Source organism: Cupriavidus sp. UME77, assembly GCF_014170355.1.
Classification (GTDB): Bacteria; Pseudomonadota; Gammaproteobacteria; order Burkholderiales; family Burkholderiaceae; genus Cupriavidus; species Cupriavidus basilensis.
The window spans coordinates 1-13,123 of the sequence record NZ_LZZU01000079.1; the positions used below are offsets into that span (position 1 = coordinate 1).

At 67.2% G+C, this 13,123-nt stretch carries 9 protein-coding genes; 8 read left to right on the plus strand and 1 reads right to left on the minus strand.

The features are described from left to right. The first annotated feature begins 236 nt into the window (after positions 1–236). The 8 genes from A9975_RS30635 (at position 237) to kdpE (ending at position 11,496) form a co-directional block, all read left to right on the plus strand. Entirely contained in the window at positions 237–2,321 is a 2,085-nt protein-coding gene (locus A9975_RS30635) for a hypothetical protein (RefSeq protein WP_183036039.1), read from the plus strand. Positions 2,322–2,592: 271 nt separating this feature from the next. Then, a complete protein-coding gene (locus A9975_RS30640) occupies positions 2,593–2,760 on the plus strand; it encodes a hypothetical protein (RefSeq protein ID WP_183036040.1) in 168 nt (55 codons plus the stop codon). Continuing rightward, positions 2,760–2,849: a K(+)-transporting ATPase subunit F gene (kdpF, locus tag A9975_RS30645; RefSeq protein WP_006164365.1), complete on the plus strand. Its 90-nt coding sequence runs from the start codon at positions 2,760–2,762 to the stop codon at positions 2,847–2,849. Before A9975_RS30640 ends, kdpF begins: the two co-directional genes overlap by 1 nt. Continuing rightward, positions 2,849–4,669, plus strand: coding sequence for a potassium-transporting ATPase subunit KdpA (gene kdpA, locus A9975_RS30650; RefSeq protein ID WP_183036041.1), 1,821 nt, complete (start codon positions 2,849–2,851; stop codon positions 4,667–4,669). The genes kdpF and kdpA overlap by 1 nt, the downstream gene beginning before the upstream one ends. An 11-nt stretch (positions 4,670–4,680) precedes the next feature. Beyond that, positions 4,681–6,900 carry a potassium-transporting ATPase subunit KdpB gene (gene kdpB, locus A9975_RS30655; protein ID WP_150985440.1) on the plus strand — a complete coding sequence of 740 codons (2,220 nt, stop codon included), beginning with the start codon at positions 4,681–4,683 and terminating at the stop codon, positions 6,898–6,900. Between the two features lie 48 nt (positions 6,901–6,948). Next, complete coding sequence (gene kdpC, locus A9975_RS30660) at positions 6,949–7,566, plus strand: potassium-transporting ATPase subunit KdpC (protein WP_304523948.1); 618 nt, start codon at positions 6,949–6,951, stop codon at positions 7,564–7,566. Between the two features lie 299 nt (positions 7,567–7,865). Beyond that, a complete protein-coding gene (locus A9975_RS30665) occupies positions 7,866–10,799 on the plus strand; it encodes a sensor histidine kinase KdpD (RefSeq protein ID WP_183036042.1) in 2,934 nt (977 codons plus the stop codon). Between the two features lies 1 nt (position 10,800). Continuing rightward, positions 10,801–11,496, plus strand: coding sequence for a two-component system response regulator KdpE (kdpE, locus tag A9975_RS30670; protein WP_174425652.1), 696 nt, complete (start codon positions 10,801–10,803; stop codon positions 11,494–11,496). A 38-nt stretch (positions 11,497–11,534) separates the two neighbouring features. Here the strand turns inward: kdpE and A9975_RS38670 are convergent, their stop codons facing one another. After that, entirely contained in the window at positions 11,535–12,833 is a 1,299-nt protein-coding gene (locus A9975_RS38670; protein WP_183036043.1) for an isoprenylcysteine carboxylmethyltransferase family protein, read from the minus strand. Between the last annotated feature and the right edge of the window lie 290 nt (positions 12,834–13,123).

Genomic DNA, 13,123 nt, shown 5'->3' on the forward strand with positions numbered 1-13,123 from the left:
CCCCCCACGCCTCCCCGCCTCCCCGCGCAATCCGGGGTAGGGCGCCATGCCATGTTTATGGGATTCCCACCTGCTGGCCGGCTGCTTAGTCTTGCCCGTGCCGGGGGACGCAAGACCGCTGCCATCGGCCGGCTAACGAATAACAGGGTCCTGCCGTAAATCATGTTGCCGGCACGGCGCCGGCGAAAAACAAAAGCAGAAGAAACACCGGAATCCATTCTCAGGGGGGAAATCCAATGAAGCTTCAACTTCAGACATTCGGGGTCGCGCTGAGCGCAGCGGCGCTGCTGGCGCTGGCCGCCTGCGGTGGCGGCGGCAGCGATAGCACAAGCAGCGGCTCCGCCGGCGACAAGCCGGTCACCGCAGCCGCGGTGACCGGCACGGCCGCCACTGGCGCGGCGCTGGCCAACGCCAATGTGGCCATTACCGACAGCGCGGGCGCGTCCCCCTGCCAGGAAGCCGCGATCACCACCAGCGCGCTGGGCACCTACACCTGTACCCTGAAGACGGGCGAAGTGGCGCCGTTCTTCGTGGTCGTCACCGACCCCACGGGCAACACCGCCCCGCTGGTCAGCGTGAGCACCGTCACGCCGGCTGCCGGCGCCCAGCTGACCATCAACGCCACGCCGCTGACCACGGCCATCGTGGCGCAACTCGCCGCCGACGGCAATCCGCTGACGTTCGTCAGTGGCAAGACGGTGGACGCCGCCGCCTTGCAAAAGGTCACCGCCAATGTGGTCGCGCAGCTCGCCAGCGTGCTCGCCGCCATCGGCGCGCCCGCCAATTACGATCCGTTCTCGACCGCGATCACCGCCGCCACCGCCGCCGGCGTGGGCAATACCGCCGACCAGGTGCTCGATATCGTCAAGGTGGTCACGGATCCGGCCACCGGCAAGCTGGCGCTGGCCACCGTCGACAACCCGACGCCCGTGGCCATCGCCACCGCCACCAGCACGGGTGGCACGCTCGCTGCGCCGCCCGCCGGCGTCGCGGCCTTGCCGCAGGCAGCGCAGGCGGTCGCCAAGGGGCTCTCGGCCTGCTTCGCGCTGCCCGTCGCGCAGCGCGTGACGTCTTCCAATACCAGCCTGAGCGCGTCGCAGGGCGGCCCGGAGGTCGATGGGGTGGCGTCCGCATGCCAGAACATCGCTGCCGACATCAGCAACGCGGCCGGTATCGATTTCCTGCACAACGGCTACTACTTCGGGCAATTGCTCTATGGCATCCTGACCAGCGACTCCATGACGAACGCACAGTTCAGCGTGCCGGAAATCATGGCGTTCTATCCCGCCGCGTCGACGGCCTCGGGGCGTGACGAGGCCATCTTCAACATCCGGTACCTGGACGCCAGCGGAAACCCCGGCAACATCATCACCACGGCTCGCGATATCGCAGGCGGCGCGTCCAGCGCACATCCGTCGAGCTGGTGGCTGGTCGGCAACCAGCAGCCCGTCGATGTGACGCTCAAGCTCCAGATCCGGCGCGTCGAGCAGATGAACCCGGGCTTCAACAAGAACAACAACAACTACAGCCACTTCCAGAGCGGCATCCAGTTCATGATCAACGCCAAGGGCCCGGGCAGCGTCGTCAACAACGCGCCCCTGAGCTATGCGCGCGTGACCGGGCCCGGCTTGCCGAGCAACGGCATCGTCTATATCGCGCCGGTTCCGGCCGAGGTGGGCCAGAACTATATGGACGTGAGCAACAAGACCGGCACGGTGCCCGTCACCGCCCAATGCGGCAACGAGTTCAGTCCGCCGTCGCCGTCGTACAACTGCCCGAACTTCTGGTTCTCGCGGACCGCGGGCCTCAGCGGTAGCGCGGCCAGCACCCTGGCGGGCAATCCTGCCAGCCTGGTATGGGCGCAAGCGGCGGACAACGCGGATGCCTCCAAGGTGGTCAAGGGTGCGAAGTACCGTATCGAGCTGTTCCATGGCACCAACACCACGCCGACCTACAGCTATAACAAGACCCTGCTGAGCGATCTCGTGCCGGCCACCCAAGGGGCGAACCTGCCGTGGAACACGCTGGGCAGCAAGTCGCTGGCCGCACTGGACCCGTCCAACACGAGCCTGGCCGGTGCGCAGACGTCGCTGACGGCGGACTGGGTGCAGAACGTCGCCGCCCAGCAGATCGGCGGCGTTGCCGCCACGGTCGACAACAGCGGCACCTGGAGCACCTCCACGCCGGCGCCCAGGGGCGCGACCTCGATCGTGGTCAACGCGGCGGTGCCGGCCTTCACGGCCACCACCAGCCGCGGGCTGCTGTTCGGGTACCGCATGCTGGATAACAGCAACAAGTCGGCGGTTTTTACCTACAACTGACCGTGCAACTGACGTAACGGATCAGGCGCTCCTGACGCGGCCGGCGCCACAGCCGGCTTCGGCGACCTGCATAGCCCCGCAAGGCCAACAGCCTGCGGGGCTTTTTTTAGCTCGCGCCGATGCCCGGCAAGCGGGATGCGCGCCGCCACGGGCTTTCGCACCGTTTTTACGCGATTTTTATATCTTCTTTACACCCCCGCCTTCCCTCTCTACCCCGTTTTTACCGCTCGATCCCTAATCTGCCATCTGTGAATCACTCACGGTGTTTGCCATGGACGGGATCTATTTCATTGGTTTGTTGCTGTTTGGTGCGCTGACTGGCGCACTGCTGCTCTTGTGCGCCGCGCTCGGAGGCAAACCGCCGGGAGCGGCCGAGGGGCCGGGCGCAGAAGCCGCCGACGCGCGCCGCAAGGACAGCGCCACCGACAGGAGGCTGTGATGGACTGGGCTGACCTGCTGGGCGGCGTGCTCGCCGTTGCTGTCTTTATCTACCTCCTGATCGCCCTGTTCCGGCCGGAGAAATTCTGATGTCCACCGAATTCCTGGGACTACTGGTCCTCTACCTAGCCATCCTGCTGGCGCTCGCGCCCTTCGTGGGGCGTTATATCCGCCGCGCGATGGAAGACGACCGCTACCTCGCCACGGCCTGGGGCCGCCCGCTTGAGCGCGTGCTGTACCGCGTGGCGGGCGTGCGCGCCAATGCCGAGATGGGCTGGAAGCAATATGCCATCGCGGTCATCGCTTTCAACATGCTGGGCGTGGTGGCTGTCTACGTGCTGCAGCGTGTGCAGGTCTGGCTGCCGCTCAATCCGCAAGGCTTTGGCGCCGTCACGCCGGACTCCGCCTTCAACACTGCCATCAGCTTCGCGACCAACACGAACTGGCAGGGCTATGCTGGCGAATCCACCATGAGTTATCTCACGCAGATGCTGGCGCTTACGGTGCAGAACTTCTTCTCGGCGGCCACCGGCATCGCGGTGGTGTTCGCGCTGATCCGCGGCTTTGCGCGCCAGAGCGCGGCCACCATCGGCAACTTCTGGGTCGACATGACGCGCTGCACGCTCTACGTGCTGGTGCCGATTGCCGCCGCGATCGCGCTGGCGCTGGTCAGCCAGGGCGTGATCCAGAATTTCGACAGCTACAAGGAAGTCAGCCTGGTCACGCCGGTCGAATACAGCCAGCCCAAGGTGGACGCAGCCGGCCAGCCCGTGCTCGACGCCAAGGGCGCGCCGGTGATGGAGGCCATGAAGACCGACAAGCAGACGCTGGCAATGGGCCCGGTGGCTTCGCAGGAAGCCATCAAGATGCTCGGCACCAACGGCGGCGGCTTCTTCAACGCCAATTCGGCGCATCCGTTCGAGAACCCGACCGAGCTTGCCAACCTGATCGAGATGCTGGCCATCTTCCTGATCCCGGCGGCGCTGTGCTTCACCTTCGGCGAGATGGTCAAGGACCGCCGCCAGGGCGTGGCGATCCTGGCGTCGATGGCGGTGATCTTCATCGTGATGGCATGCGTCGCCGCGGCCTCCGAGCAGCAGGCCAACGCCGCGCTGGCGGGTTTGCCGATCGACCATGCGGCCAGCGCGCTGCAGGCGGGCGGCAATATGGAAGGCAAGGAAACGCGCTTTGGCATCGCCGCCACCGCGCTGTTCGCCACCATCACCACGGCGGCGTCGTGCGGCGCGGTCAACGCCATGCACGACTCCTTCACCGCCATCGGCGGCCTGGTGCCGATGCTGCTGATGCAGCTTGGCGAAGTGGTGTTCGGCGGCGTGGGATCGGGCCTGTACGGCATGCTGGTGTATGCGGTGCTCGCCGTGTTCATCGCGGGCTTGATGATCGGCCGCACGCCGGAGTACCTGGGCAAGAAGATCGAGACCTATGAGATGAAGATGACCGCGGTGGCGATCCTCGTCACGCCCCTGCTGGTGCTCCTGGGCACGGCGGTGGCGGTGATGGTGGAGCCGGGCCGCGCCGGTGTGTTCAACCCCGGCACGCACGGCTTCTCGGAAATCCTCTATGCGTTCTCGTCGGCTGCCAACAACAACGGCAGCGCCTTCGGCGGTTTGTCCGCCAACACGCCCTTCTACAACGTGGCGCTGGCCGCGGCGATGTGGTTCGGCCGCTTCTGGATCATCGTGCCGATCCTGGCCATGGCGGGCTCGCTGGCGGCCAAGCGCAGGCTGCCGGTGACGGGCGGCACCATGCCCACGCACGGCCCGCTGTTCGTGGTGCTGCTGGTCGGCTCGGTGCTGATGGTGGGCGCGCTCACCTATATCCCGGCGCTGGCGCTGGGCCCGGTGGCGGAGCAGCTGCAGGCGCCGGTGGTCTCGGCGGCTAGCAAGTAATGGAGAAACGCATGCAACAAGAATCCATGGTGACGCGCAGCAAGAACGCCGGCGCGGCACCCGCAAACACTACCCCGGCCACCAGCGTGGTCACGCCGGCCCTGGCCGCGCAAAAGAGCGGCGGCCATCATCGCCCGCGCGGCGGCATGTTCGCGCCCGAGCTCGTCAAGCCGGCCCTGCTCGATTCGGTGAAGAAGCTCTCGCCGCGCGACCAGTTGCGCAACCCGGTGATGTTCGTGGTCTACGCAGGCAGCATCCTGACCACGATCCTGTTCTTCCGCGCGCTGTTCTCGCCCGCCACGGCGGGCGGCGAGAGCGCCGGGTTTATCCTGGCCGTGTCGGTGTGGCTGTGGTTCACCGTGCTGTTCGCCAACTTTGCCGAAGCGCTGGCCGAGGGCCGCAGCAAGCAGCAAGCCGAAGCGCTGCGCGGGCTCAAGACCACCGTCACCGCCAAGCTGGTCAAGGAAGGCCGGCGCGACTACCGCGCCGCCGGCGCCACCGAGGCGCGCGGCGCTGCCGCGCTGCGCCGTGGCGACGTGGTGCTGGTCGAGGCGGGCGACATGGTGCCCGGCGACGGGGACGTGATCGAGGGCGTGGCCTCGGTGGACGAGAGCGCCATCACCGGCGAATCGGCTCCCGTGATCCGCGAGTCCGGCGGCGACTTTTCTTCGGTCACCGGCGGCACGCGCGTGCTGTCCGACTGGATCGTGGTGCGCATCACCACCAATCCGGGCGAGAGCTTCATCGACCGCATGATCACCATGGTGGAAGGCGCCAAGCGCCAGAAGACGCCGAACGAACTGGCGCTGACCATCCTGCTGGTGGGCCTGACCATCGTGCTGCTGCTGGCCACCGCCACGCTGCAGCCGTTCTCGGTGTACAGCGTGCTGGTCGCCAAGGCCGGCATGCCCGTCACCATCACCGTGCTGATCGCGTTGCTGGTGTGCCTGATCCCGACCACCATCGGCGGCCTGCTGTCGGCCATCGGCGTGGCCGGCATGAGCCGCATGATGGAAGCCAACGTGATCGCCACCTCGGGCCGCGCGGTGGAAGCCGCCGGCGACGTGGACGTGCTGCTGCTCGACAAGACCGGCACCATCACGCACGGCAACCGCCAGGCTTCGCGCTTTATCGCCGCGCCCGGCGTGTCGGCGCAGCAACTGGCCGAAGCCGCCTGGCTGTCGTCGCTGGCCGATGAAACGCCGGAAGGCCGCAGCATCGTCACGCTGGCGCGCCAGCAGGCCGGCGCCGCCACGCCCGATATCAGCGCGCTGCGCCCGATCTTCGTGCCGTTCACCGCGCAGACCCGCATGAGCGGCGTGGATGCCGGCGGACGCAGCGTGCGCAAGGGCGCCGCCGATGCCGTGCGCAAGTACGTGACCGAGCGCGCCGGCAAGTTCCCCGAGGCCGTGATGCAGGCTGTGGACGACGTGGCCCGCGCCGGCAGCACGCCGCTGGTGGTGGCGGAGTCCAGCACCGATGGCGAGCATGTACGCGTGCTCGGCGTGGTGGAGCTCAAGGACATCGTCAAGGCCGGCATTCGCGAGCGTTTCGGCGAGCTGCGCAAGATGGGCATCAAGACGGTGATGATCACCGGTGACAACCGCCTCACCGCGGCGTCGATCGCGGCGGAGGCCGGCGTCGATGACTTCCTTGCCGAAGCCACACCCGAAGCCAAGCTCAAGCTGATCCGCGACTACCAGGCCGAAGGCCGCCTGGTGGCGATGACCGGCGACGGCACCAACGACGCACCGGCGCTGGCGCAGGCCGACGTGGCGGTGGCGATGAACAGCGGCACGCAGGCGGCGAAAGAAGCCGGCAACATGGTCGACCTCGACAGCAATCCGACCAAGCTGATCGAGATCGTCGAGATCGGCAAGCAGATGCTGATGACGCGCGGCTCGCTCACCACCTTCAGCGTGGCCAATGATGTGGCGAAGTACTTCGCCATCATCCCGGCAGCGTTCGCCACCACGTATCCGCAGCTCAACCAGCTCAACGTGATGGGCTTGTCCACGCCGGCCTCGGCCATCCTGTCGGCGGTGATCTTCAACGCGCTGATCATCGTGGTGCTGATCCCGCTGGCGCTGCGCGGCGTGGTGTACCGGCCGCTCGGCGCGGCCATCTTGCTGCGGCGCAACCTGCTGGTGTACGGCCTCGGCGGCATCCTGGTGCCCTTTGTCGGCATCAAGGTGATCGACATGATCCTGACCTTGTTCGGCTGGGTCTGAGCGCAGTATCGAACGCATCGAACGCGCTGAACATAAACGGAGCCATCCATGAATACGCAAGTCCAACCCGCCCAGCCCGCCACGCCCATCCAGGGTGGCCTGCTGCGCCCCATGCTGACGATCTTCGTCGTGCTGTCGGCCGTTACCGGCCTGCTGTACCCCGGCGTGATCACCGGCATCTCGCGCGCCGTGTTCCCGCATGAAGCGGCCGGCTCGCTGATCGTCAAGGACGGCCGCGTCATCGGCTCGGAACTGATCGGCCAGCCGTTCTCGGATTCGAAGTACTTCTGGGGCCGCTTGTCGGCCACCGCGCCCATGCCTTACAACGCCGCGGCTTCCGCCGGCTCCAATCTCGGCCCGAGCAACCCGGCCCTGACCGATGCCGCGCGCGCCCGTATCGACGCGCTGCGCGAGGCGGACCCCGGCAACAAGGCGGCCGTGCCGGTGGATCTGGTGACGGCTTCAGGCAGTGGCCTCGATCCGCAGATCAGCCCGGCCGCGGCGCAGTACCAGGCGGCACGCGTGGCCCGCTTGCGCGGCCTGCCGCTGGAGCGCGTAGAGGCGCTGGTTGCGGCCAACACGGAAAAGCCGCTGCTTGCGGTGATGGGGGATCCGGTGGTGAATGTGCTCCAGTTGAACCTGGCGCTGGATGCCGAGAAGCGGTGAGGGCGCACGCGATTGCCTCGCCATGCATTCACTGGTTTGCACCCCTGTCCCGCATGGCGGGCGGGGGGTGGGCCGGATAAAACCGTTGGCTTCGCTTCAAGTGGCTCCTAGCCAAACCGCCCCTCTCCCCGGCCCTCTCCCCATGAGGGGAGAGGGAGAGACAGCCGTCGTCATGGCGCGCTGCTTTGGCCCGTTCGGCGGCTTCGGCATGCGCCCCGGCGCGCTATTCGCGCGGTGTTTGACCTCAGGCGTGGCACAATCGTTTTCATCCATCCTCCTCCCGGGCAATGACCCCCACCATGCCTGACACCGCCCAGCGCGACGCCCCCGGCCGGCCTGATCCAGACGCCTTGCTGCAACGCATGCAGCAGGAGGGCGAGCGCGCCGCGCGCGGCAAGCTGCGGGTGTATTTCGGCGCCTCCGCGGGCGTGGGCAAGACCTTCGCCATGCTGACCGCGGCGCGTGCGCTGCGCGAGCAGGGCAGCGATGTCGTGATCGGCGTGGTGGAGACCCATGGCCGCGCCGAGACCGAGGCGCTGATCGCGGGGCTGGAGCGGCTGCCGATGAAGGCCATGCCGCATCACAAGCTCGACGACCGCGTGCTGCAGGAGTTCGACCTGGACGGCGCGCTGGCCCGGCGCCCGGCGCTGATCCTGGTCGACGAGCTGGCGCACTCCAACGCGTCCGGCAGCCGCCACCCCAAGCGCTGGCAGGACATCGAGGAGCTGCTGTCGGCCGGCATCGATGTGTGGACCACCGTCAACGTGCAGCACCTGGACAGCCTCAACGAGGCGGTGGGCGGCATCACCGGCATCCGTGTGTGGGAGACGGTACCCGACACGGTCTTCGATGACGCCGACGAAGTCATCCTGGTGGACCTGCCCGCCGACGAATTGCTGCGGCGGCTGCGCGACGGCAAGGTCTACCTGCCGGAGCAGGCGCGCACCGCGGCCACCAATTTTTTCCGCAAGGGCAACCTGATCGCGTTGCGCGAGCTCGCGCTGCGCCGCACCGCCGACCGCGTCGATGACGACGTGCGCGCATACCGCCATGCCGAATCCATCCGTCCGGTGTGGCGCACGCGCGAGGCGGTGCTGGCGTGCATCGGCACCGGCGACGATGCCGCGCAGGTGGTCAAGAGCGCGCGCCGGCTGGCCGGGCAGCTCGATTGCGACTGGCATGTGGTGACGGTGGCCACGCCGCGCCTGGCGCCGCTTGCCGGGCACGAGCGCGCGAATATCGAGGAGGCGATGCGGCTGGCCGAGGAGCTGGGCGCGCGCACCGAGACGCTGGCCGGCAGCGATATCGTGCAGGCGGTGGCGGGTTATGTGCGGCGCCACAACCTCACCAAGGTGGTGGTCGGGCGCGCCCCCGGCAACTGGCGCCGCAACGGCGGCAGCCTCCTGGCTCGTGGCCGGGCGCTGCTGGCACTCGGCCTGTCGCCGTTCCTGGGCGCGCGCGCCTGGCTGTTCGGGCGCCATAGCTTTGCCGATTCGCTGGCGCTCGGCTGCCCGGAGATCGACGTGATCCGCGTGGCCGCCGACGCCATGGGCGCCGATACGCGCGGCCGCGCGCAACCGGCGGGCGGGCGCGCCGACGTGCGCGAGGATTCGGCGCGCAACGACGACAGCGGCGTGGTGGCGCACCGCATCGACTACCTGTGGGCGGTTGCATGGTGCGGGGGCGCCAGCTTGTTGTCGGCGTTGACGCGGCCGTGGTTCGACCTGGTCAATATCGCGATGTTGTTCCTCGCGGCCGTGGTCGGCGTGGCACTGCGCCACGGCCGCGGCCCCGCCGCGCTGGCCTCGGTGCTGTCGGTGGGGGCCTTCGACTTTTTCTTCGTGCCGCCGCGCATGTCCTTCGCTGTGAGCGACGTGCAGTACCTCGTGACGTTCGCGGTGTTGCTGACGGTTGGCCTGGTGATCGGCCAGCTTACCGCCGGGCTGCGCGAGCAGGCCCAGGTGTCGGTGGAGCGCGAGACCGATGCGCGCACCCTGTACGAGCTGGCGCGCGAGTTGTCCGCTGCCTTGATGCCCGAGCAGATCATCGACATCAGCAGCCGCTTCCTGCAAGCCGCGCTTGGTGCGCGCTCGGCGTTCTTCCTCGTCTCGCCCAAGGGGCGGTTGATGCCGCCGGTGATCGATCCCACGCAGCGAGGCAATGACGCGATCGATCCCGTGCTGGCGCAATGGGTGTTTGATCACGGCCAGCCCGCCGGCACCGGCACGCATACGCTGCCCGGCAGCACCGTGCTCTACCTGCCGCTCAAGGCGCCCATGCAGACGCGCGGCGTGCTCGCGGTGGAGCCGCAAGAGTGGCGCGCGCTCGCGCGGCCCGAGCGGCGCCGCCAGATCGACGTCTTCGCCACGCTGATCGCCATTGCCATCGAGCGGCTGCACTACGTGGAGGTCGCGCAGCAGGCGCTGGTGTCGATGGAGTCGGAGCGGCTGCGCAGCTCGCTGCTGGCCGCCGTCTCGCATGACCTGCGCACGCCGCTGACCAGCCTGATCGGCATGGCCGAGACCATGCAGCGCACCGAGCCGCCGCTGCCTGCGTCGCTGTCGGAAACCGTCGCTGCCATGCGCGAGCAAGCGCTGCGCATGCGCACCATGGTGGTCAACCTGCTCGACATGGCGCGGCTGCAAAGCCGCGACGTGCGCATGCAAAAGGAGTGGCAGTCGCTCGAAGAGCTGGTCGGCGCGGCGCTTGCCGGCATGCGTGATGCGTTGTCGCGGCACCGCGTGTCGGTCGCGGATCTATCGGCGCTGCCGCTGGTGGAGTGCGATGCGGTGCTGATGGAGCGGGTGCTGTGCAACCTGCTGGAGAACGCGGCCAAGTACACGCCGCCGGGCACCGGTATCCGCATCTCCGGCGAAGTGGTCGAAGCGGAGGTGCGGCTCGCGGTGGCGGACGACGGCCCCGGCGTGCCGCGCGGGCAAGAGCTCTCGATCTTCCAGAAATTCACGCGCGGCGAGCGCGAATCCGCGACCGCGGGCGTTGGCCTCGGCCTGGCCGTGTGCGAGGCCATCGTGCAGGCGCACGGCGGGCGCATCTGGGTGGAGAGCGTGAACGCGGACCACACTGGCGCACGCTTTGTCGTGGCGCTGCCGCGCGGCAATCCGCCTGCGATCGAGCCCGAGCCGCCCGAGGCGCTTGAATCGGCGCGGCTTGCCACGCACGGCAACGGCGCCGGGCTGGTTGCACGTGATGCAGCAAACAAGGAGTCCAACTGAAATGGGATTTGAATTTTCGCCAACTGTCTTGCTGGTCGAAGACGAGCCGCATATCCGGCGCTTCGTGCGCGAGGCGCTGCAGGCAGAAGGCTGCGCCGTGCATGAGGCCGAGACGCTCAAGCGCGGCCTGATCGATGCCGGCACGCGCCAGCCCGACGTGGTGATCCTCGACCTGGGCCTGCCCGATGGCGACGGCATGACGCTGATCCGCGAGATGCGTACCTGGACCGAAGTGCCGGTGCTGGTGCTATCGGCGCGCTCCGGCGAGGACGACAAGATCGCCGCGCTGGACGCCGGCGCGGACGACTACCTGACCAAGCCCTTCGGCGTGGGCGAGCTGATCGCGCGTGTGCGCGTGCTGCTGCGCCGCCACGCCAAGACCAATCCGCAAGGAACCCCGCAGATCGGCTTTGGCGAGGTGCAGATCGACCTGGCCAACCGCGTGGTCACCCGCGCCGGGCAGGACGTGCACCTGACGCCGATCGAGTATCGCCTGCTCGCCGTGCTGATCGCGCATCGCGGCAAGGTCATGACGCATCGCGAACTGCTGCGCGAAGTCTGGGGGCCGGCGCACTCGGAGAGCAGCCACTACCTGCGGGTGTACATGGGGCACCTGCGGCACAAGCTGGAAGCCGATCCCGCGCAACCCTCGCACCTGATGACGGAGGTGGGGGTGGGATATCGGTTCGTGGGGTGATGCCATCGGCCGGCAACAGGGTGCCGGCCGATGGGTAATCAGGCGGCCGGCTCAAGTGGCGCCGGTGGCCTGTAGCGCAGGTTTCCCGGCACGGGCAGATGCCGCAGGAAGCGGAACATGCCATGGTGGTCGATCCATCTGGCGTAAGCCACATAGTCCGGATCCTGGGACAGATGCCGCTCTTCCGTCATGGCCCGCATCGCATAGATGCCATTCAAGGCCAGCAGCAGCAGGCAGTGGCGCAGTGTTTCATCCGCCGAGCCCTGGGCCATGAAGGGGATGGAGATCATCCACCAGGACAGGTTCTTGGCCACATAGGCGGGATGCTTGGTCCACCGGTAAGGCCCGTTGGTGATGATGCCCCGGTGGGTCAGGTTCGAGAACCGCGCGCCGAAGATCACCGTCGCCCAGACGTAGATCGCCGTCAGCACCAGGATCGCACTGCCCCAGATGCCATAGAGCAGCGGTGTGTTCCAAAGCCACGCGCCCCACTGCAGGCCGGTCTCGTAATGCAGGTACTGCCGCCCGATCAGCGACCAGAACGGCTCGTAGCATATCAGCGCCACTGCCCAGCCCAGCATGGACGGCTCAGCCGAGCGCACGTGCGTGTCGGTGATGCGCAGCGCCATCAGGTAGCCCATCACCACCAGGCCGACATCGATGAAGTACAGGAAGCCGTAGAGCAGGTCGAACCAGGCCTTGAAGCTCGTCAGCAGCGCAAAGTCGGCGGCGATGAAGCGCGCCAGGTCATTGCACATATAGGTGAACATCAGGGGCAGGAAGAAGCCCTTGATCAACCACGCTAGCAGCTGCTGCCCCACCACCTTGCCATCCATCTTGTCCCACTGCAGCGTGACCAGCTTGCCCATGTGCCAGTAGCCGTCCAGGGGCCGGGCCATCTTGCGGTCGACGAAGAAGAAATAGGGCAGCGCCAGTGCGACCCAGGCCGGCAGCGCGATTGCCAGCATGGAGAAATAGCGCTCGTAGAACGCGGCGTGGTATTCGGGGAACAGCCAGTACAGCAGGCCGACAAAGCCCATGCTGCCAAGCAGGCCCGCAAATTTGGTCAGGCTGCGGTGCCACGACGGATTGTCCCGGGAAAAATCCAGGCCGGTGGAGGCGCGCAAGTGCACCTTGCGCCAGATCAGATCGAGCAGGAAGATGGCCGCTGCCGTCACCGCGACGATGAACAAGGCTGAATGGACCATGTTCTCGCCGAAGGGCCGGTCGGTGCGCACGATGGTAACGGCAAGCAGGAACGCTGCCAGGCCAACGGCGGCGACGGCGCCGTGGGTGGCTGAGCGGGGCCGTAGCGCTTTGTCTTGCGGTGTCGTCACTGACTGGTTCCTCTCGGTGACGCCATGTTGGATATCGCAGTGAGTGCGACAGGCTTGATTACGCATGGCGGATAGATGTCGAGTGCCGTTATCTGTTATCTGCGCCGATCCTATCCAATGGAATCACCGTAAAACTGACAAATCCTGACATCGCCTGGGAAAGTGAAAAAGGCCGATCCTTGCTGGGATATAGTCATGGCCTTTTTACGCGAAACACGACTTGAAGGGACAATGCTTCGGCTATTCTGGATCGTTCTCTTGTGCTGGCTCGGCCACTCCGCCGCATGGGC

What these genes read in the sequence shown, in the direction of transcription:
- A9975_RS30635 (WP_183036039.1), top strand. Translation starts at nt 237, where the DNA reads ATGAAGCTTCAACTTCAGACATTCGGGGTCGCGCTGAGCGCAGCGGCG.
- A9975_RS30640 (WP_183036040.1), top strand. Translation starts at nt 2,593, where the DNA reads ATGGACGGGATCTATTTCATTGGTTTGTTGCTGTTTGGTGCGCTGACT.
- kdpF (WP_006164365.1), top strand. Translation starts at nt 2,760, where the DNA reads ATGGACTGGGCTGACCTGCTGGGCGGCGTGCTCGCCGTTGCTGTCTTT.
- kdpA (WP_183036041.1), top strand. Translation starts at nt 2,849, where the DNA reads ATGTCCACCGAATTCCTGGGACTACTGGTCCTCTACCTAGCCATCCTG.
- kdpB (WP_150985440.1), top strand. Translation starts at nt 4,681, where the DNA reads ATGCAACAAGAATCCATGGTGACGCGCAGCAAGAACGCCGGCGCGGCA.
- kdpC (WP_304523948.1), top strand. Translation starts at nt 6,949, where the DNA reads ATGAATACGCAAGTCCAACCCGCCCAGCCCGCCACGCCCATCCAGGGT.
- A9975_RS30665 (WP_183036042.1), top strand. Translation starts at nt 7,866, where the DNA reads ATGCCTGACACCGCCCAGCGCGACGCCCCCGGCCGGCCTGATCCAGAC.
- kdpE (WP_174425652.1), top strand. Translation starts at nt 10,801, where the DNA reads ATGGGATTTGAATTTTCGCCAACTGTCTTGCTGGTCGAAGACGAGCCG.